This window comes from Cognatiluteimonas profundi, from assembly GCF_009792795.1.
Classification (GTDB): domain Bacteria; phylum Pseudomonadota; class Gammaproteobacteria; order Xanthomonadales; family Xanthomonadaceae; genus Cognatiluteimonas; species Cognatiluteimonas profundi.
On the sequence record NZ_VKHQ01000005.1, the window covers coordinates 88438 to 109341 of the forward strand.

Annotated in this window: 14 protein-coding genes; 4 read left to right on the forward strand and 10 right to left on the reverse strand. The window is 67.7% G+C overall.

Features of this window, described 5'->3' with window-relative positions; all coding sequences use genetic code 11:
* Positions 1–10 precede the first annotated feature (10 nt).
* Entirely contained in the window at positions 11–1405 is a 1395-nt protein-coding gene (bioA, locus tag GST15_RS10365) for an adenosylmethionine--8-amino-7-oxononanoate transaminase (RefSeq protein ID WP_159017225.1), read from the forward strand.
* Positions 1406–1430: 25 nt separating this feature from the next.
* Positions 1431–2180, forward strand: a complete 750-nt coding sequence (locus GST15_RS10370; RefSeq protein WP_159017226.1) for a 16S rRNA (uracil(1498)-N(3))-methyltransferase — start codon at positions 1431–1433, stop codon at positions 2178–2180.
* Positions 2181–2189: 9 nt separating this feature from the next.
* Here the strand turns inward: GST15_RS10370 and GST15_RS10375 are convergent, their stop codons facing one another.
* From GST15_RS10375 to pilG, 7 genes are all read right to left on the reverse strand, one after another.
* Entirely contained in the window at positions 2190–2663 is a 474-nt protein-coding gene (locus GST15_RS10375) for a chemotaxis protein CheW (protein ID WP_159017227.1), read from the reverse strand.
* 10 nt (positions 2664–2673) lie between these two features.
* Positions 2674–4071, reverse strand: a complete 1398-nt coding sequence (locus GST15_RS10380; protein ID WP_159017228.1) for a chemotaxis protein CheB — start codon at positions 4069–4071, stop codon at positions 2674–2676.
* Positions 4068–9893, reverse strand: coding sequence for a hybrid sensor histidine kinase/response regulator (locus GST15_RS10385; protein ID WP_159017229.1), 5826 nt, complete (start codon positions 9891–9893; stop codon positions 4068–4070). Before GST15_RS10385 ends, GST15_RS10380 begins: the two co-directional genes overlap by 4 nt.
* 82 nt (positions 9894–9975) lie before the next feature.
* Positions 9976–11994: a methyl-accepting chemotaxis protein gene (locus tag GST15_RS10390; protein ID WP_159017230.1), complete on the reverse strand. Its 2019-nt coding sequence runs from the start codon at positions 11992–11994 to the stop codon at positions 9976–9978.
* Between the two features lie 26 nt (positions 11995–12020).
* Positions 12021–12587: a chemotaxis protein CheW gene (locus GST15_RS10395; RefSeq protein WP_159017514.1), complete on the reverse strand. Its 567-nt coding sequence runs from the start codon at positions 12585–12587 to the stop codon at positions 12021–12023.
* A 112-nt stretch (positions 12588–12699) separates the two neighbouring features.
* A complete protein-coding gene (locus tag GST15_RS10400; protein ID WP_159017231.1) occupies positions 12700–13065 on the reverse strand; it encodes a response regulator in 366 nt (121 codons plus the stop codon).
* An 18-nt stretch (positions 13066–13083) separates the two neighbouring features.
* Positions 13084–13485, reverse strand: a complete 402-nt coding sequence (pilG, locus tag GST15_RS10405; protein WP_159017232.1) for a twitching motility response regulator PilG — start codon at positions 13483–13485, stop codon at positions 13084–13086.
* 183 nt (positions 13486–13668) lie between these two features.
* On the opposite strand from pilG, the gene gshB reads away from it, so the two are divergent.
* Positions 13669–14637, forward strand: coding sequence for a glutathione synthase (gshB, locus tag GST15_RS10410; RefSeq protein WP_159017233.1), 969 nt, complete (start codon positions 13669–13671; stop codon positions 14635–14637).
* Entirely contained in the window at positions 14637–15512 is an 876-nt protein-coding gene (locus GST15_RS10415; RefSeq protein WP_159017234.1) for an energy transducer TonB, read from the forward strand. Before gshB ends, GST15_RS10415 begins: the two co-directional genes overlap by 1 nt.
* A gap of 33 nt (positions 15513–15545) precedes the next feature.
* On the opposite strand, the gene tsaB is transcribed toward GST15_RS10415, so the two are convergent.
* From tsaB to mrcB, 3 genes are all read right to left on the reverse strand, one after another.
* Entirely contained in the window at positions 15546–16238 is a 693-nt protein-coding gene (gene tsaB / locus GST15_RS10420; protein WP_159017235.1) for a tRNA (adenosine(37)-N6)-threonylcarbamoyltransferase complex dimerization subunit type 1 TsaB, read from the reverse strand.
* The gene (gene yoaA / locus GST15_RS10425; protein ID WP_233263176.1) at positions 16235–18298 is read right to left on the reverse strand and encodes a DNA repair helicase YoaA; all 2064 of its coding nucleotides are present in this window, start codon (positions 18296–18298) and stop codon (positions 16235–16237) included. The genes tsaB and yoaA overlap by 4 nt, the downstream gene beginning before the upstream one ends.
* A gap of 117 nt (positions 18299–18415) precedes the next feature.
* Positions 18416–20860 carry a penicillin-binding protein 1B gene (gene mrcB, locus GST15_RS10430; protein ID WP_159017237.1) on the reverse strand — a complete coding sequence of 815 codons (2445 nt, stop codon included), beginning with the start codon at positions 20858–20860 and terminating at the stop codon, positions 18416–18418.
* Positions 20861–20904: the final 44 nt, after the last annotated feature.

Below are 20904 nucleotides of genomic sequence, written 5' to 3' on the forward strand. Positions count from 1 at the left end.
TAATGGCGGGATGCGCGAAGATCTCCATAGGCCAGCGATGATAACGGACGCCGATCAGTGGCGGTCGCGCGACCTGGCGGTGCTGTGGCACCCCTGCACGCAGATGCGCGAGCACCCGGGCACCCTGCCGCTGGTGCCGATCGAACGCGGAGAAGGCGCGTGGCTCATCGGCCGCGACGGTCGCCGCTACCTGGATGCGGTCAGCAGTTGGTGGACCAATCTGTTCGGCCATGCCGAGCCACGCATCGCGGCAGCCATCGCCGCGCAGGCCGGACAGCTGGAACAGGTGATCCTCGCCGGGTTCTCGCACCAGCCAGCGGTGGAACTGGCCGAACGCCTGCTGGCGATCGCCCCACGCGAGACCGGACGCGACCCGCTGGCGAAAGTCTTCTATGCCGACAATGGATCGGCCGGAGTGGAAGTCGCGCTGAAGATGGCGTTCCACTGGTTCCACAACCGCGGCGAGCATCGCCGGCGCAAGTTCGTCGCGCTGGAAAATGGCTACCACGGGGAAACGCTGGGCGCGCTGGCAGTCGGCGACGTGCCGCTGTATCGGCGCGTCTATGCGCCACTGCTGGCCGAAGCGCTGTTCGCGCCGTCCCCCGATTCCTTCCTGGCGGTGGAAGGCGAATCGCCCGCCGATTGCGCGCGACGCGCCGCCGATGCATTGGGCGAACTCCTCGAGCGCCACGCCGGCGAAGTCTGCGCGCTCATCCTGGAGCCGCGCGTGCAGTGCGCCGGCGGCATGCGCATGCATGACCCCGCCTATCTCGCGCACGCGCGGGCGCTGTGCGACGCGCACGGCGTGCTGATGATCGCCGACGAGATCGCAACCGGCTTCGGGCGCACCGGCAGCCTGTTCGCCTGCCAGCAGGCCGGCATCCAGCCTGACCTGCTGTGCCTGTCGAAAGGCCTCACCGGTGGCTTCCTGCCGCTGGCGGCGGTCCTGGCGACGCAGTCGATCTACGATGGCTTCCTCGACGACAGCCGCGAGCGCGCGTTCCTGCATTCGCACAGCTATACCGGCAACCCGCTGGCGTGCGCCGCGGCGCTGGCATCGCTGGACATCTTCGAGACCGACGACGTGCTCGCGCACAACATCGAAACCGCCGGCCACATGGCGCGGCTGGCCGCGCCATTCGCGGAGTTGCCGCACGTGGCGGACGTCCGCCAGGCGGGAATGATCGTCGCGTTCGAGCTGACCCGGGATGGCGACCGGCGCACGCCGTTCGAGGCATCCCGGCGCGTCGGCCTGCGCGCCTATCGCAGTGCGCTGGACCAGGGCGTCGTGCTGCGGCCGCTGGGCGACATCGTCTACTGGATGCCGCCGTACTGCGTCACGCCACAACAGCTGGAGTTGCTCGCTGACGCGACGCGCACGGCGATCCTGGAGGCAGCCGCATGACCACGCGCGGCGCAGGCAAGGTCCCATGCGCCTGACGCGCGTCCATGTCGATGCGCACCTGGCCGTCGGTCGCGTGGTCACGCTGCCCGAGTCGGCCGCCACCCACCTGGCGCGCGTCCTGCGCCTGAAGGCCGGCGATCCCTGCCTGCTGTTCAACGGCGACGGCAACGACTACGCCGCGCGCATCACCGTGCTTGGGAAGCGCGAGGTCATTGCGCAGGTCGACTCAAGCTGTGAAGTCGACAACGAATCGCCCTTGGCCATCACCCTCGTGCAGGGCATCGCGCGTGGCGACAAGATGGACTGGATCCTGCAGAAATCCACCGAACTGGGCGTGAATGCATTCGTGCCGACCAGCAGCGAGCGCAGCGAAGTCCGCCTGGAAGGCGATCGGGCGGACAAGCGGCTGGCGCACTGGCGCAGCGTGGTGATCGCGGCCTGCGAACAGAGTGGCCGCGCGCGCATCCCGACGATGACGGCGGTGCATCCACTGCAGCGCTCGCTGTCGGATCTTCAGGTCGAAACGCGATTCCTGCTCGATCCGCAGGCATCCGGGTCCATTGCCGACCTGGATGCGCCCGGCGGCGGTGCCTGCGTGCTCGCCGTCGGTCCGGAAGGTGGCTGGTCGCCACGTGACCGGGCGATGCTCGAAGCGGCCGGATTCACCGGATTGCGGCTTGGGCCACGCGTGCTGCGGACGGAAACCGCCGGCATCGCCGCGATTGCGGCGCTGCAGGCGGGATTCGGAGATCTCGGCCAGGCCAAGCCGGCCTGAGCGACGCTGTCAGGCGGCCGCGGCCAAGGCCCGGCCGATCAGCGCCTCGATCTGCTCCAGGTCCGGCAGCAGCGCGGCATCCTCGTTGAGCAGGACCCGGGTGCGGACGCCGAGCGGCAACGGCTCCTCGCCTTCCTCGGCCACGAGCGCGTCGCGCGATACCGTCACCAGGCGCGGGAAGCCCTGGGTCAGCAGCGCGAAGAACGGCGCCTTGGCATCTCCGCCGAGTGCCTTGAGCACGATCACCTTGCTGCCCAGTCCGCCTTTTTCCTCGGCGATGCCGGACAGGCGCGAGAACGCGATCAACGGCAATTGCCAGCCGCGCCAGCGGATGCGACCCAGCAGCCAGTCCGGGGCGTTCTCGACCGGGTCCGGATCGGCGAACGACAGGACCTCGGCGATGGTGGCGTTGGGCAGGAGCAGGCGCGCGCCCGCAACCTGGATCAGGACACCGCGGATATCGTTGCTGGGAGTGGAGCTCATGGAGTGACCTTCAGGACGGCCAGCGCGCGGCCAGTTGCTCGGCGATTTCGGCGGGTGCGGCCGATGTCCCGCCGCGAGCCACCAGCGCTTCGGAAGCGGCGGCGTCGAAACAGCCGTCGGGTGATTGTCCCGCGACCAGCGAACCACGAATGCCCAGCGCCAAAGCCGCGCCGACATGGGATACGTCCGCGCCACTAAGCAGCACAACGGCGCTGTCGGTGGCCGGCAGGCGCGAAATCAGTTCGTCGCTACCAGCATCGAAATACAGGCTGCCAAATTGGGCGACGATTCCCATGCCAGTGGGTAACACATAGACGTTGCCACCCTCGAGCATGGCGCCGGCTTCCGCAAGCCGGACCGGCATTGCGGTGGCGCGCTGCATCTGCCGCACCAGGTTGTCGTGGCGGGCGCCTTCCAGGCGTTGCTGGATGAGTACCGCGCGTGGAAAGGTCGCGGGCAACCCGGCGAGCAGCTGTCGCACCGCATCCGGTCCGCCGATTCCAGCCATCACCAGGATCGCACCACTGGTGCTGACCGGGGGCGGTGGACGCAATTCCTCCAGCTGCATGTCGGCGATGCGCAACTCCAGCGCATCGAGGTCCATGCGAAAACGATCCTTCGTGGCCTTGTTGTCGGCCTGGCCCGGCGCCGCGCCTTCGCTGGACGCAATCGCGGAAGACTGCTCCCGTTCGAAGGCGGGGACATCGAAATCAATTGGCGCCAGCCTTGTAGAACTGGTGTCGGGCACCGCGTCGAACTCGGCGAGCGTCGGGTCGAAAGACAGGAACGTCTCATCCATGGAGACGGTCGCAGGCACATCCCCGGGCATATCCAGCTGTCCGATCGTCATCTCGTCCAGGAAGGCGGGGCCCGACGCTGTTCCGGCGTCATCCGGAAGCTCCAGCCCATGCGCATCCGCACCGATCGCGATCTCGTCCAGTAATGCAGCCAGGTCGCCGTCGTCCGGCATGTGCACGTCGTCCTGCACGGCGGGCGGCGCCTGCGTCTGGCCGGCAGGTGCGATCGCGTCAAATTCGGGGTCGGCGCCCGGAGGCAGCACTTGCTGGTGTCGATTGAGCTTGGCGGCGAGATGCCGCGTCCAGCGCGCCGCATCCCAGCCTTCGCGATTGGCAGCGAGCTCGGCCTCGTCGAAAATGACCGTGATCTCCGGATCGGCCAGCAACGCGTCGTAGCGATCCAGCGCTTCGTCCACGAGTGGCTCGAGTGCGATCAGGATGGCCTGGGCACCCGCGGCGCGAACGCCCGCCGAGTCGGTCTGCGAAGGGTCGGCGACCAGCACGACGTCGGCCCCCGCCTCCGCCAGCGCCGCCTGCAGACGCTCGCAGGCGACACCCGAACGCGCCAGCAGCGCGACGCGCGTGGACGCGCCGGCATCGATGGATTTCATGCGGGTTCCCGTCCAGCCGGCTCGCGGTTGGCCTGTTCCTGCTCCTGCTCCAGCAGCTCGAAGACGTTACGCAGCAATTCGTGTTCCTGGTACGGCTTGCCGAGGTAGCGCTGCACGCCGATCTCGAATGCCCGCTGCCGGTGCTTCTCGCCGGTACGCGAGGTGATCATGATGATCGGCACGTCCCGCAGGCGCGGATCGGCCTTCATCTGGGTGGCGAGTTCGTAGCCGTCCATGCGCGGCATCTCGATATCCAGCAGCATCAGGTCGGGCACGCGGTCGGCCATGCGCTCCAGTGCATCGATGCCGTCCTTCGCGGTGCCGACTTCGAAGTTGTTCCGCTCCAGCACGCGTCCGGTGACCTTGCGCATCGTGACTGAATCATCGACGACCATGACCAACGGTATCTTGCGCGCCTCGACCACGGGCGCAGGGGCCACGTCGCGCGGCAGCGCCGCCTGGCGACGCACGAGTGGCGCCACGTCGAGGATCACGACAACGCCACCGTCACCCATGATGGTGGCGCCGAAGATTCCGGGAACGGACGCCACCTGCGGACCGACCGGCTTCACCACGATTTCGCGGTTGCCGATGACCTGGTCGATGGTGACGGCCGCGCGCAGGTCGCCCGATCGCACCAGCAGCAAGGGCATCTGCAGCTGGCCTTCGGCCTTGGCCGGGGCGTGTCCCAGCAGCGAACCGAGATCGTGGAGGACATAGTCCTCACCGCCGTATGGATACACCGCGCCGGGCGTCCCGAGCTGGTCGCGCGCGATCCGGCCAACGCCGCGAACCGATGCGATCGGCACGGCGAAGCTGGTGTCGCCGATCCGCACGAACACGGCCTGGGTAACCGCCAGCGTCTGCGGAAGGCGCAGGACGAAATTCGTGCCCTCGCCCGCCTTGGAGTGGATGTCGAGCGCACCGCCAAGCTGGCGCACTTCGCTGGCCACCACATCCATGCCGACGCCGCGGCCGGCCAGTCGACTGACCTCGTCGGCGGTGGAGAAGCCCGGCTCGAAGATGAGCATGTCCAGGTCGCCATCGGCCATGCGCGCATCGCTGCGGATCAGCCCGCGCTCGACGGCGCGCTTGTGGATTGCCTGGCGATTGAGGCCCGCACCGTCGTCACCGACTTCGAGGACGACTTCAGAACCTTCTCGCCGCACCACGATGCGGACGATGCCCTCCTCGGGCTTGCCGGCCTTGCGCCGTTGTTCCGGCGATTCCAGCCCGTGCGCGACGGCATTGCGCAGCATGTGTTCCAGCGGAGCCGTCATGCGCTCCAGGACGTTGCGATCGAGCTCGCCCTGCGCGCCTTCCAGCTTGAGCTGGACCTGCTTGCCCGTATCGGTCGCCGCCTGGCGCAGCACCCGGCGCAGTCGCGGCACGAGGCCATCGAATGGCACCATGCGCGTGCGCATCAGCCCTTCCTGCAACTCCGAGCTCACGCGCGACTGTTGCAGCAACAGGGTTTCGTACTGGCGCGTGAGGTCGTCCATCGACCCCTGCAGCGACGTCAGGTCGGCCGCGGACTCGGCAAGGCCGCGCGAGAGCTGCTGCAGGGTGGAGAAACGATCGAGTTCCAGCGGATCGAAGGTCTCGTCGGCGTTCTCGTTCTCGCGCTGGTAGCGCGCGATGATCTGCGCCTCGGTCTCACTGTCCAGTCGACGCAACTGGTCGCGCAGGCGCAGGTTGGTCTGCTCCATCTCGACCATGGCGCCGCGGAACGCACCGAGCTGCTGCTCGAGGCGGGCGCGATAGATGGCAACTTCGCCGGCGTAGTTGACCAGGCGATCCAGGAGGTCGGCACGAATGCGGACCTGCTCCTGTGGCGCACGGACCCCGATGTCGTCGTCGTCGAGCGAGCGCTCATCGCTGATCGGCGCGGAGAGCGGCTTGAGGTCGAGCGACTTGAGGTGTTCCACCCGCGGAGCCGGCACCGGCGTCGCCAGCCCTTCGCGTTCGCTCGGCGGGCGTGCGCGGCCTCGAACGCGATCCTCGAATTCGGCGATCAACTGCACGGGCAGGCCGATCGCCCGCCGCTCGGCAACGCGCGTCAGCATTCCGTGCAGACGATCGAACCCGCGCTCGAGCAGCGGGATGCCATCGCGACCCAGTTCACTGCGATGCTCGACGACGGCTTCCAGCAGCGATTCCATGACATGGCCCAACTCGCCAACGGCCATGATGCCGGCCATGCGCGCGCCACCCTTGATGGTGTGCAGGTCGCGCTGGAGGCCGATCAGCGGTTCGCGCTCGGACGGCGCATCGCGCAGTTGCGCGAGCAGGCCATCGGAGTGGTCCAGCAGATCGACGCTCTCCTCGATGAAGATGTCGACCAGTTCTTCATCCAGGTCGGTCAGGTCGAGGGTCTCATCCGGATCCTCGGCCGACACCAGAGCTTGAGCCAGCAGGCGTTCGACTGCCCGTCCGCGTTCGACTTCGGCGCTTGCCGCGTCGTCCAGTTCGGTGGCGGCAGCCTGCGCTTCCGCGGCCACACGCTCGGCTTCGGCACGTTCGTGCGTCTGGCGCGCCTGTTCTGCGTATTCCAGTTCGAGCCGCTCGTACTCCAGCCGCTCCTCTTCCTCGATGCGGGCCGCTTCGAGTCGCGTCGCTTCGTCGCTGTCGAGCGCGGGCGTCTCGGCCACAACTGCCTCGTCGACCTGCCCCGTGGCGGCTGCATCGACTTCAACCCGCTCCGCATCGCCAACCGCTTGCAGGACTTCAAGCCCTGCCGCGGCCTCAGCGGACTGCGGCTCCGAGACGTCGAGCGTCGCAACCAGCGGCTCGCCAAGCAGCGGCTCGACCGACCCGGTTTGCACATCGTCGGCGGCAGCGACCTCGAGGTCGCCATATGCGCTGAGGTCGAAGGCGGAAATTTCTTCAGCGGAGGTACCCGCAGGAACCATCCGCGCGTGCGCGCCGCCAATGGCGCTGTCGGACAGTGCCATGTCCTGCAGGCTCGCCTCGGGCAAACTGTCGCGCAGTGCTGCCAGGCGTGCGGCAAGCAAGGTGTACCGCGGTACGCGGGGTGCTGGCGCATGCAACGCAGCAACCGTCGCGCGGGCTGCGGCGGCCAGTTCGCTGATCGCCTGGATGCCTGCAGCCGTCGCCACGGCGCGCGCGACAAGCAGGCGCTTGACGTAGGCTTCGGCAGGCGTCATGGCGTCGGTGATCGAGGGCACCTCGGTCATCGCGAACGCGCCGTTCATCGTGTGGATGGAGCGCAGCAACAGATCGTCGGCGATGGCTGGCGCAGCTTGCGCGGCGGTGATCCAGCGTTCCACGGTGCCCAGATGGCCGGTCACCTCGGTGTCGAGGATCTCCAGCAGCACCGGGTCGATCGATGCGGGCACGGTATCCGTGACCGGCTCCACCACGGGCGCGACGGCTTCGATTTCCGCAGCGCCAACGGTGGCCCCGACAGTCGCGTCCGGCGTGGCCTCAACGATGCTCGCGGCATCGGGTGCTGCGTAGAAAACGTCCTCGCCAGCGGCGATGCGGTCGGCCAGCGCCTGCATGCCCTCGAGGTCGGCGTCGATCGCCGTTTCACCGCGCAAGGCTGCCTGCAGTTGCGGCAGCGTGTAGAACGCCTGGTCGACCATCGCGATGACCGCCGGGCTCGGCGGCCGCGAGCCGTCCAGCACGCGGTTCAACATCGTTTCGACTTTCCAGCTGAACTCGCCCAGCGTCTTCGCGCCGACCAGGCGACCACTACCCTTGAGCGTGTGGAACACGCGGCGGATGGGCCGCAGTCGCTCCATGTCGTCGGGCGCTGCGCGCCATGCGGGGAGCATCTTGTCGAGGTTGTCGATTTCCTCTTCGAACTCTTCGAGGAAGACTTCGCGAATCTCGTCGTCGATCTCGTCGCCGGTGACCTCGAAGCCACCGCCACCTGCGCCGACAGGCGCTGACGCGGCGGTTGTGGCAACGGCGGGGGTTGTCGCCGCCGCGGTGACAGGCGCCAGCGGCTCGATCGGCTGCGGGCTAGCAATGTTCGACAGGCCGCCGGCGGCTTGCTCGGAAAAATCAGGGACGTCCACGTCCACGTTCACGTCTTCGGCGCCCGGCGCCGCGACGGCCGGGCCCGCGACTGTCGGGGTCACGTCGCCAGTCGGGAGCGGCCAATACGCGAGGGACTCCAGGCTGTTGCGCGCGATGTCGAGGATGTCGTCGCGGTTGGCGCGCTGCTCGCGCAGCGCCTCGAGGTAGTACTCGAGACTGGCGAGTGCGTCGGCCAGGGTGTCGAGCTGACGGCCGTTCGGAACGCGGTGGCGACCGATCAGTTCGCGCTCGGCATACAGGCGCACACCGGTGAGATAGTCGGCCGGAAGCTTGAGTTCCAGCATCCGCAACGCGCCCGAGACTTCGTCCAGCAGACGCGGGACTTCCGCCAGTTCGGCATGGTCCCAGCTGGTTTCGACGAACGCGACGAATGCCTGGCGGGCGTCGGCGAAGTTGGCGATGGCTTCGCGCACCACCACTTCCAGCACCTTTCGGGACTCACTGGCGAGCATGCTCTCGTCCGCGCCGGTATCCGGCCCGCCGAGATGCGCCACCTGTTCGTCCAGCGAGGCATCGACGTACAACAGCGCGCCGGCGATATCCAGCAGCGCGCCTTCATCGGCGGGACGCTCGCCATGGACCATGGCCCGCACCGCATCGCGCTGGTCCTGGATGACCTTGCGCGCCATGCCCAGGCCAAGCATGCCAAGGGTATCGGCGACACGACCCAGCGCCTCGACCTGCGGCTGCAGGCCTTCAATATCGGAATGGCCGCTGCGAAGGTACAGGTCCAACACGTCCTTCACGCGCAGCAGGTCTTCCTTGATCGCCGCCGACACCGTATCCAGGAGGGCGCGATTGCGGCCGGTGAGGCTGCCACGCGCGTGCTCGAGTTCCGATGCGGTCGGCCCACGGGCGTCCAGGTCGAACGTGTCCCGCAAGCGTTGCAGCCCGGCATGCGTGCCGGTGGCATGGGCGACGTGGTAAAGCAGTTGACGTGTCGGTTCCAGCGGCGCATCGGCGCGAGGCAGGCCAAAACCATCGTCTTCGAACAGGCGCCGGGTCTCGCGCTCCACGCTGGCGAACGCCTGGCGCAACGTCGGCGTAGGCGGCAACGCGCCATCTGCCAGCGCCGAAGCGACGGAGGATGCGACCCACAGCATGCGCCGGTCGGATTCCCCGGTGGTCTGGCCGAGCAGGCCATCCAGTGCCGTGGCCAGCGCCGATGCGCTATCCGGCGCACCGTCTTCGGGCCATGACGAGAGTGCGTTGCGCAATTGCAGCAACAGGGGCGCGGCGAGGGTTTCGCGCACCGCCCGTGACGAATTTCCCCGGTCCGCCGACGAGCTTGCCACCGCATCGGGCAACGGGCGCTGCAGGTCCGGAGCGAACAGGACGCTTTCGCTCAAGCCTGTTTCCCCGCGAGCCGCGCGCAACTCGTTGAGCAGCGGCAGCAGGACGATCGGGATGTCCTTGTGGCCGCCTTGCAGCCGCTCCAGGTAATCCGGCAGCAGCACCACGCCGCGCATCAAGGTCGCGCAGGCTTCCTCCTGCACGGGAACGGTCCCGGCTTGCAGGGCCCGCGCCAGCTGCTCCATTTCCTCGGCGACCATCGCGGGCGCATACAGTTCGACCATGCGCAGCGTGCCCTGCACCTGGTGCAGGGAGTCCACGCACAGTCGGATCTGGCTGTCGTCGCCCGGATCTTCGGCGAATGCCTCGATCGCCATTCGCGCCTGGCGCAGGGTTTCATCGAGCTCCGGCTTGATCCAGCCAAGCGTCGTGTAATCGATCGCGTCGCGCAGGACACTCATCGAGTGCCTCCGACAAACGCGGAGGCGCGCGCGGCGCTGCGACCGGAGACGGGGATGTTCATCCTGGCGATGGTCCTGTCGATCAGGCCGGGAGCTTGAAATCGGCGACCGAGCGACGCAGGTCCGCCGCAAGTTGCGCCAGGTTGCCGATGGACTCGGCCGTCTGGTTGGCGCCCTGCGTGGTTTGCGAGGTGATCTGCTGAATCGTGTTCATCGCCTGGGTGATATTGGCCGCCGCGCCGGACTGCTGCTGCGAGGCCGCCGAGATGCCTTGAATGAGTCCCGACAGGTCGGACGACACCTTTTCAATTTCGCCCAGCGCGGTACCCGCGTCCTCGGCCAGTCGGGCACCGGCGACCACTTCGGACGTCGTCTGCTCCATGGAGCTGACGGCTTCGTTGGTATCGGATTGAATCGTCTGTACGAGCGCCTCGATTCGCTTGGTCGCGTTGGAGGCGCGCTCGGCGAGTCGCTGCACTTCGTCGGCCACGACCGCGAACCCGCGACCTGCTTCACCGGCCGAGGCCGCCTGGATGGCCGCGTTCAGCGCCAGGATGTTGGTCTGCTCGGAGATGTCGTTGATCAGTTCGACGATCGAGCCGATTTCCTGCGAGCTTTCGCCCAGTCGCTTGATGCGCTTGGACGTTTCCTGGATCTGGTCACGGATGTTGTCCATGCCCTGGATCGTCTGGCGCACCACACCGGCGCCGTTGGTCGCGATCTGCACCGAGCGTTGCGCCACTTCCGCGGACTCGGCGGAGTTCTTCGACACCTGGTTGATGCTCGCCGCGATCTCGCTGATGCGGTCGGATGCAGAGGAGATTTCCTGCGCCTGGTGTTCGGCGGCTTCGGCCAGGTGCATGGCGGTGGCCTGCGTTTCCTGTGCGCTGGAAGCAACCTGCACCGAGGTGTCGTTGATCGTGGTGACGAGGCTGCGCAGCTGCTCGACGGCGAAGTTGATGGAGTCGGCGATCGCGCCGGTCATGTCTTCGGTGACCGTTGCCTTGACCGTGAGGTCGCCTTCGGCGAGCGAACCCATTTCGTCCAGCAGGCGCATGATCGCCTCCTGGTTCCGGTTATTGAGTTCCATCGTGGTCTGGTAGCGCTTGCGCTGCGCGCTGTTCAAGCTGAACAACAGGCCGACGATCGAGGCCAGTGCGGCCAGGCCGGAAATGATGCTGATCCAGATGTTGCCGAGCAGGCTGGTGTCGCGCAGCGAGCCAAAGGCGGTGAAGGCGCGGAACAGCCCTTCGCTGTCGGTCAGCAGCTTGTCGGACCCGGCGGTGAGGTTGGTCGCGGCTGCCTGCGCGCGGAACAGGTCCTGCGAGCTGGCCAGGATGGCGTCCAGGTCGGTTTTCATCTGCAACCACAACGTGTTCGCCTGGTTCAACGAACCGGCGGCCGCGGCCGATGTCACCTTCTGGGCTTCACCCGCGCCACCATTACGGAAGCCGGCGAGCACCTGGGTGAAGACGCCTGCGTCGCGGGCAAGCTTGTCGCCGGACATCGCTGCGCCCTGGCCGCCGGCCTGGATCTCGGTGACGCTGCGGGCCATGGTCGCTGCCAGGATTCCTTCGCGGACCGCAAGGTAGACCTGCGAGGACGGGGCGCCGCTGGCCAGCATGCCGCGCACCACTTCGTCGAGCTGCGCCTGCAGCTGCGGGACGCGCTGCACGAAGCGGTCCGCGTTACCTGCCAAGCCGAGCACGGCTTTTTCCGACGAGATCACCTGGTCGGCGTTCTTGCCCAGTGGCGCCCACGTTTCGGTCACCGTGGCGATCGGGCCGGAGACGCCGGCAGCCTGGCCGAAGCGCTCGTTGAGCTGCTTGATGTCCTGGTCGATCTGCGCGCGGGTCGCCTTGAAGTCCGCGAACGAACCGGCCTTGCCGCCAATCGCTTCACGGCCCTGGTTGGCGAGCTTCTGCGAGTTCACCTGCAGGTCCGACGCGGACGTACTGGCGCCGCCCAGGCGCGCGGCCTTCCAGGTGGCGTAGCCGGTATTGGCGGCGAAGACGATCACCGAGGCGCCCAGCAGCATCAGCCAGACGTTGGTGCCCAGGTTGCGGCCCTTGCCGGCCACGTTGTCCATCACAGTGCTCATCGTTCGACCTTCGTTGCTGTTGCGGCTCAGGCCGCGGCTTGTCTGAATTCGGGCGTGCGGGCCAGCCGTTCCAGGCTGAAGATTCCCCACGAGTGATCGGCCAGGGCATAGGCCCGGTCGACGAAGTGCGCGTAACGACCTGCCGCCAGCACACTCTGTGCCAACGCTTCATCGGGTTGCTGCTGTGACTGGTTGAACGTGCGCTGGCCGAACAATTCATCGATGGTGACGGCAACATCGCCGCCCGGCTGTCGCACGATCAGCACGCGCTGACCTTCGTGCAGCACGGTGCGCTCGCCTTCCAGGAACTGCTTGAGGTCCACGATCGGCAGCAGGTTGCCGCGGATGTTCGCCACACCGAGCAACCAAGGCTGCGCGCCGGGAACCGGCGTGACCTGCGGCATGGGCATGATTTCGACGACTTCGTCGAAGCCGGCTGCCAGCCGTTTGTTGCCAATGCGGAAGCCGACACCGCGCCATAACCCCGGCGCATCGAGTTGCTCGGGAAGACCGACCACGTGCGCAAGGCTGCGGCGCTCGTAGTCGTCCAGGATCTCGAACGGCGGCAAGTGCGGCGAAGCCGGGATGGCCATGGCGACGGCCGGGGACGGCTCGTCGGCGACCATCACGTCGGCCTGTTCCGCCTGCTGCTGTCCGGACACCGCGCGCGGCTTGCCGGCGTTACGGGAAGGACGCCTGGACATCTCAGGCGCCCAGCAGCTCGTTGATGCGTCCGATCAGGGCGCCTTCGTCCGGTGGCTTGACGATGTAGTCCTTCGCCCCCTGCCGCAGACCCCACGCCCGATCGGTTTCCATGGCCTTGGTGCTGACGATCAGCACCGGAATGGCACTGGTCGCCGCATCGCGCGACAAGGCGCGGGTGGCCTGGAAGCCATTCATGCCGGGCAGGACGACATCCATCAGCACAAGGTCCGGAAGCTCGCGCCTGCAGACCTCGATGCCGTCCTCGCCACTGCCCGAGGACAGCACCTGGTGGCCGTTGCGCTCGAGCAACTGGGTCAGGACGGCCGTGTCGGTCGGTGAATCCTCAATCAACAAAATGCGTGCCATGGATGCCCTTCCCCCCGGTCAGGCGGTGACGTGCTTGCGGATCGCGTCGAGGAGTTCCTCGCGCGTGAATGGTTTGGTGACGTACTGCTCGGAGCCGACGATGCGGCCGCGGGCCTTGTCGAAGAGACCATCCTTGGACGACAGCATGATCACCGGCGTCGATTTGAACAGCTGGTTGTTCTTGATCAGGGCGCAGGTCTGGTAGCCATCCAGGCGCGGCATCATGATGTCGACGAAGATGATCTGCGGCTGCTGGTCGGCGATCTTGGCCAGCGCCTCGAAGCCATCGGTCGCCGTCACCACGTCGGCGCCTTCACGCTTGAGCAGCGTCTCGGCGGTCCGGCGGATGGTCTTGGAGTCGTCGATGACCATCACCCGCAGGCCGTCAAGGCTGCCGGTGCGGCTTTCGTCTGGCGTCATGTCGTTGCTCCCCTATGCGCGATGCTTCGTGCTCGCCGGCACCGCTGCTGTATCCCTATATCCCAGTACGCGAAGTCACTGTCAAGCTTCGGCCTCATCGGGCCTCGCCGGCGTCGCATTCACGCGAACCGGCGCGCCGCCGCCCCCTGCTACCATTTGTCGGAATCTGCCGTGGACCGCCACATGTCGCTGGATATCGTCACCGTGATGGACCCGATCGCCTCCATCAGGATCGGCAAGGATTCGACGTTTGCGATGCTGCTGGAGGCGCAACGACGCGGCCACCGCCTGTTCTACGTCGTGCCGGGCGGCTTGTCCGTCGTCGACGGGACGGCGCAGGCGCGCGTCGCCGCGCTGACCGTTCGCGACGATCCCTCGGGCTGGTATGAACTGGGCTGCGAATCACCTATTGCGCTGGGCGACGGGCACGTCGTGCTGATGCGCACCGACCCGCCGGTGGACCCGGACTACGTCCATGACACCCAGATCCTGGGCCTGGCCCAGCGCGCCGGCGCCTTCGTCGTCAACGACCCGCGCGGCCTGCGCGACATGAATGAAAAGCTGACCGCCCTCGAATTCCCCCAGTGCTGTCCGCCGACGCTGGTCAGCCGGGACGCGGCCGCGCTCAAGGCCTTCATCGCCACGCATGGCGAGGCGGTGCTGAAAACGCTCGACGGGATGGGTGGCCGATCGATCTTCCGTGCCCGCCACGGCGATGCCAACATCAACGTCATCCTGGAAACGCTGACCGAAAACGGTCGCCACCTGGCCATGGCGCAACGCTACATCCCCGAAATCACCGCGGGCGACAAGCGCATCCTGCTGGTCGATGGGGAACCGGTCGACTATTGCCTGGCGCGCATTCCGCAGGGCGACGAGTTCCGCGGCAACCTCGCCGCCGGTGGTCGCGGCGAAGGCCGTCCGCTGACCGAACGCGACCGCTGGATCGCGCGGCAGGTCGGCCCCGAAATGCGCCGCCGCGGCATGCTGTTCGTCGGCCTGGACGTCATTGGCGATTACCTGACCGAAGTCAACGTCACCAGCCCGACCTGCATCCGTGAACTCGACGCGCAGTTCGGGCTCAACATCGCCGGGATGCTCTTCGACTGCATCGAAAGCCGGTACGAACAGGCGAGGCGCGCAACCGCCTGATGTCCGCCGTTGCTGCACCCAGGCCACCGATCGGCGAGAAGGAGCGTTTCCGCGCCACGCTGGTGTTGTCCGTCCTGCTGCACGGCATGCTGCTGCTCGGCCTGGGATTCGCGATGCAGGACGCCGCCCCGGTGCTGCCGACGCTCGACGTGATGCTGACCCGGACGTCGAGCCCGCTGACGCCCAAACAGGCCGATTTCCTCGCCCAGGCCAGCAACCAGGGCGGGGGCGAAAGCGACAAGGCACTGCGTCCGACGGAAATCCAGAGCGGCCTGCTGCCCCGCCCGGACAGCGGCGTCGCCCCGCGCGAGCTGCAGGCACAGTCGCCGGCGCCGCAACCCCCGCCGCAGGCGCGGGTGGTCAGCAGCGTCCGTGGCGAGCAACCGACGCCACAGGTCCAGGCGACGCCGCTGCCCGACCCGCTGGCGTTGCCACCCGGCCGGCTGAAAGTCGAGCACGACATGGAAATGGCGCGCCTGGCTGCCGAAATCCACCTGCGATCCCAGCGCTATGCCAAGCGGCCGTCGCGGAAGTTCGTTTCCGCCAGCACCCGGGAATATGCCTGGGCCGCCTACCTGCGGGCCTGGGTCGATCGCGCCGAGCGGGTCGGCAACCTCAACTATCCCGATGAAGCACGCCGGCGCCAGTTGACGGGAATCGTCGTCATCAATGTCGGCATCCGCCGCAATGGCTCGGTGGAACGGGCCGACATCGTCCAGTCCAGCGGCATTCCGCTGCTCGATGCCGCCGCACTGCGCATCGCCAAGCTGGCACAGCCCTACCCGCCGCTGCCCAAAACCGAGGAGGATCCGGACATCCTCAATGTCGTGCGCACCTGGCGTTTCCTTCCGGGCGGCAGCCTGGTCGACCAGTGAGCGTCGCGGCTTTTTCCCCGCGTTTGCGCTGAATCAGCGCGCCGCGCGATTGGCTGCTTGCTGCACCAGCGTCAGCGCGACGTCATTGCGCAGGTAGGCCGGTTCGACCTGCTCCGGCGCGAGGACGTCACCACGCCGGAAGGCAAGCGCGGCGAGCCGCGCGACATCGGCGGCATGCGGCAATGCGGCCGCATCCACACGCAGCAATTGCGAGCCCAGGTGATCGGCCAGTGCACCGTCGGCGGCCGCGAAGCCTGTTCCCACTGCGGCCCACGTGCCCGCGTCGGGAAGTTGCACGGATCCGGGCCGCATCACCGCCTCCGCCGATACAGCCGTCAGGTCATCGCCGATCCGCTCGAAGGCGCCGACATAAATCTCACCCATGCGCGCGTCGATGGCGGCGATCGTGCGCTCGCCGGTCGACTGCATGGCCAGCGCCGCCAGCGTCGAGATCGCCACCACCGGCTTGTCCAACGCCAGCGCGATGCCCTGGGCAAGCGCGATCGCCAGGCGCACGCCGGTGAAAGCGCCGGGACCGCGACTGACGGCGATCGCGTCGAGCTGCGACCTCGCAATGCCGGCCTCGGCGAGCAACTGCCCGGCCCATGGCAACGACAACTCGGCATGGCGCCGGGGCGCGATCTCGAAGCGTTCGATGATCTCGCCATCGATCCACAGCGCGACCGAACAGGCTTCCGTGGCGGTTTCGAAGGCGAGCAGTTTCATGGTGGCGGCGCGGGTCGGGATGGCGGGGCCGGGGATGGCGAGTGTTGCACCGGTGGCGCGCAATTGGCGAAAAACGCGTGCACGTCCTCGATCCGGCGCGTGCGCGGCAATGGTGGCAGCGAGTCGAGGAAGATGCGACCGTAGCTTTTCCCGAGCAGGCGCGGATCGCACAGCATCAGCACGCCACGATCGCGTTCGCTGCGGATCAGGCGGCCGGCGCCCTGCTTGAGCGCGATGACAGCCTGGGGCAACTGCTCATCGCGGAATGGATTTCCACCAGCACGTCGCACGGCATCCAGTCGCGCCTCGAAGACGGGATCGTCCGGGGCGGCGAACGGCAGCTTGTCGATGATCACCACGCTCAAGGCATCACCGACGACATCGACGCCTTCGCGGAAACTCGCCGTGCCCAGCAGGACGCCGTTGCCCGACTCGCGAAAGCGCTGCAACAGCACCGGACGCGGGGCATCGCCCTGGACGAACAGCGGCCAGGGACAGTCGCGCAATGCATCGGCGGCATCGCGCAACGCACGGTGCGAGGCGAACAGCACGAAGGCGCGGCCAGCCGACGCGTGCAGCACCGGCAACAATGCATCCACCAGGGCTTCGTTGTAGCCGCGCGAGTTCGGCTCGGGCAATGCCGGCGGCAGGTAGCACAGCGCCTGCGTGTCCCAGTCGAAGGGGCTGGGCTGCAGCAGCGTGGTCGGCGCGTCCAACCCCAGTCGCTGCGAGATATGCTCGAAATCACCGGCGACCGCCAGCGTCGCCGAAGTGAATATCCAGGCCGCGCGGGATTGCTCGCGATGGGTGCGCAGCGGCGCCGAGACATCCAGTGGGGTGCGTTGCAGGCGGAAGCCGCGCGGTGACAATTCATACCAGCGCACGTCGTCGCGAAGGTCGGCGCTGGAACCGTCGTGCTCGTCGCCGCCGGTGTCGGCGTCGCCATCGCCTGTGTCGACCGCATGGCCTTCCAGCAACCAGCGTCCCAGGCGGGCGGTGAATTCGCGCGCGCGGGCATGGCAGCCATCGAATCCGGGGGATGCCTCGCGCAGAGTGGCGAGACTGTCGGTGAGATGCAGCAGTGCCTGCGCCATCGCATCCAGCGCCTCGCGCACCGCGGTCGCATGCAGGGCACGCTGTTGCGTGCCGCGCGTGGGCAGGGATTCCATCGCCGCGCGCAGGGCGCGCGTCGCGTGTTCGAGCTGCTGCGCGGGTTGCTGCACGACCGCGAGCGAACCGGTGACGTCCTTGCATTCGGCCAGCGCATCGCGTGCCAGTTCGACCAGCGGGCGGGCACCGAGGCCTTCGCCGAAGAACTGCGCGGCAAGTTCGGGCAACTGGTGCGCCTCGTCGACGACGAAGACCTGGGCGCCCGGCAGGATTTCGCCGAAACCTTCCTGCTTCAGCGCAAGGTCCGCCAGCAGCAGGTGATGGTTGACCACCACCAGGTCCGCCGACTGCGCGCGCTGCCGCGCCTGCACGACGAAACACTCCGACCAGAACGGGCATTCGTTGCCCAGGCAATTCTCGGTGGTGCTGGTCACCATCGGCAGCAGCGGCGAATCCTCCGGCAGCGCCTCGAGTTCGGCGAGGTCGCCCATGCGCGTGCGGCCGCCCCAAGCGACGATGCGCTGGAATTGCGATGCCTGTTCGCGGCTGCCGAACATGCCTTTGACAAGCTGCGGCTCGCCCTTGCTCTGCTCCAGGCGGTACTTGCACAGGTAATTGGCCCGGCCCTTCAGCAGCGCGGTCGACAGGCCGATCCCCAGCGCATCGCGCACGCGCGGCAGGTCGCGGTGATACAGCTGGTCCTGCAGGGCCTTGGTCCCGGTCGAGATGATCGTCTTGAGCCCCGACAGCAGCACGGGCACCAGGTAGGCGAAAGTCTTGCCGGTTCCGGTTCCGGCTTCGGCCAGCAGCACGTCGCGCTGTTCGAATGCAGTCGCGATCGACGCGGTCAGCTGCTGCTGCGACACCCTGGGGACGAAACCCGGAATGTTGCTTGCGAGCGCGCCGCCCTCGGACAACGCGGCGCGGCTGTTGGCGGCCAGTTCGCCCACTTCAGCGCCTTGGGCGACAGGCAACCCTGCACGCTGCGAATCCCGTCGACACGTCCATTCCACGGGCGGGCGCGGAACGCGCAAGGGCATCGATGGCGGTGCGGCTTGCGACTGTCATCACTGCTGCGGCTCCGGCGCGGGCGGCGGAGGCGGTGGCGGTGGTGGCTGCTTGGCAGGGTCGCCGTGGTTGCCGATGCCCAGCCAGTCGCGCCAGCCGCCGCGGGTTTCCTCCGGCGGGGCCGCTTGCTCCTGGTAATAGGGATCGGCTTCGGGTGCGGCGTAGACACAGGGCTGGTATGGCGGCGCAAACCCGGCGACGAAGGCGAAGCGACGCGCGCCGGGACAGGCGGCGTCGGTGCTGTTGGACTGCACCACCCATTGCCAGTCCAGCCCCTTGTCGGAGAGCTGCAGTGGCGCGCTGGGCAGGCGCGAGAAAATCCCCGACCACACCCGCATCGCACCCGTCGCGCCATACAGGCCTGTCGGCTGGTTCTGGTCGTTGCCCACCCAGATCACCGCCAGGTGATCCCCGGTCCAGCCGGCGAACCAGCTGTCGCGACTGTCGTTGGTCGTGCCGGTCTTGCCCGCGGGCTGCAGCCGGCCGAGTCCATCGGCGATCAGCTGGTGCCCGGTTCCACCGATGACGGCCTGCTGCAGGGCGGTCGTCACCAGCCGCGCGGCGATCGCGTCGCCTTCCTGCGCGGGCGCGGGCGCCTTGTCATAGCGATTCACCGCGTTGCCGTCCGGATCCAGCACGCCGCGCACTGCGTGCAATGGCTGGATTTCACCGTCCGACGCCAGGAACTGGTACAGCTGCGCAATCGCATAAGGGCTCTGGTCGACCGCCCCCAGGATCAATGCCGGATTGGGCTTGGCGACGATGCCCGCGAGCGTGTGGATCAGGTCGGCCAGCCGCTCCGGGCCGACCTGCATGCCGACGCGCACGGTGGCGATGTTGTACGAACGCGCCAGCGCATCGATCAGGCGGACGGTGCCGTGGCTGCGGCCTTCGTCATTGCCCGGCGTCCAGTGCCGGCCGTTTCCCAGCGAGACGGTGATCGGCGAATCATCGACCCAGCTGGCCAGCGACCACTTGCCGGGCTGCGCCAGCGCCAGCAGGTAGACGAATGGCTTGAGCAGCGAGCCGACCGGTCGCTGCGCTTCGACCGCACGGTTGAAACCGTGCTCGACGAACTCGCGACTGCCGACCACCGCGCGCACTTCGCCGTCGTGCACGTCGGTCAGGATGACGCCTGCCTCCAATGACGGGCGTCGCTTCGTGTCGAGCGCCTTGAGCGTGCGGGTGACGGAGCCTTCCGCATACGCCTGGGCGGCCGGCGACATGGCCGTCATCACGCTCAGGCCGGCACCCTGCAGGGCATCGGCGGGATAGTCGCGCGCCAGCTGTCGACGCACCAGGTCGACATACGCGGGGAAACGATTGGCGGCCAGGCTGCCCGGCGCATTGGTGACGCCGAGCGGAGCCTTGCGCGCACGCTCGTATTCGGCATCGTCGATCAGCCCGGTCTCATGCATCTTGGACAGGGCGAAATTCCGGCGATCGGTTGCACGCTCGGGATTGCGTCGTGGGTCGTAGTAGGACGGGCCCCGGATGATGCCGATCAGCAACGCGACCTGCTCGGTGCTCAGGTCGCGAAGATCACGTCCGAACCAGTACTCGGCGCCGGCGGCGACACCGCGGATCTCCTGCGACCCGCGCTGCCCGAGGTAGACCTGGTTGAGGTAGGTTTCCAGGATCGTGCGCTTGTCGTAGCGCGCCTCGATCAACAACGCATACAGGATTTCCTTGGCCTTGCGGCTGATGGTCTGCTCGCGGCCGATTCCCAGCAGGCCGCTGCGGGCCAGCTGCTGGGTGATGGTGCTCGCACCCTGCTTGTTCTCGCCGCCCGAACGCACGGTGACGAAGGCCGCGCGCAGCATGCCGCCCAGGTCGATGCCGTGGTGGTGGGCGAAGTCGCGGTCCTCGACCGCCTGCAGTCCGGTCACCAGGAGTTCGGGAACCTCCTCGATGCGCACCAGCCGCCGCTCTTCCTGTTTCTGTCCATACAGGGTGGCGATGCGGGCGGCATCCAGCCGCACCGACTTGATCGGACGACCGCGCGCGGCGTCGCGCACGCTCGCGACCCGATCCCCGGAGAGCGTGACCTCGACCCGGCTCGGACCGATGTTGCCGTCGACGTCGTGGAAGCCGCGACTGGCGATGCGCCAGACGCTTCCGGATCGCTGGTAGGTGCCGGGACGCAGGCCGCCATCCTCGCGATACGACGCCGCGTCCAGTTCGGTCTTCAGGGTCTGCGCGTCCATGGCGAGCCCCGCGCGCAACTGCAGGGGCCGGGCGTAGACGCGTGTCGGGATCTGCCAGCGCAGCTGGCCGAAGCGCTGGCCGACCTGGTGGTTCAGATACAGCGTGTACGGGATCAGGAAGCCGAGTCCAATGCCGATCGCGGCCAGTCCCCAGGTCAGCAGGCGTCGCCGCCAGGCTGGCGGAAAGGCGTCGTCGTCGTGATCGGTGTCGTCTTCGTCGTAATCGATGCGGGGCATTGGCGTCGGCGGCAAGGGAGTAGCTGCGCCTGCCAGCAGGCGTT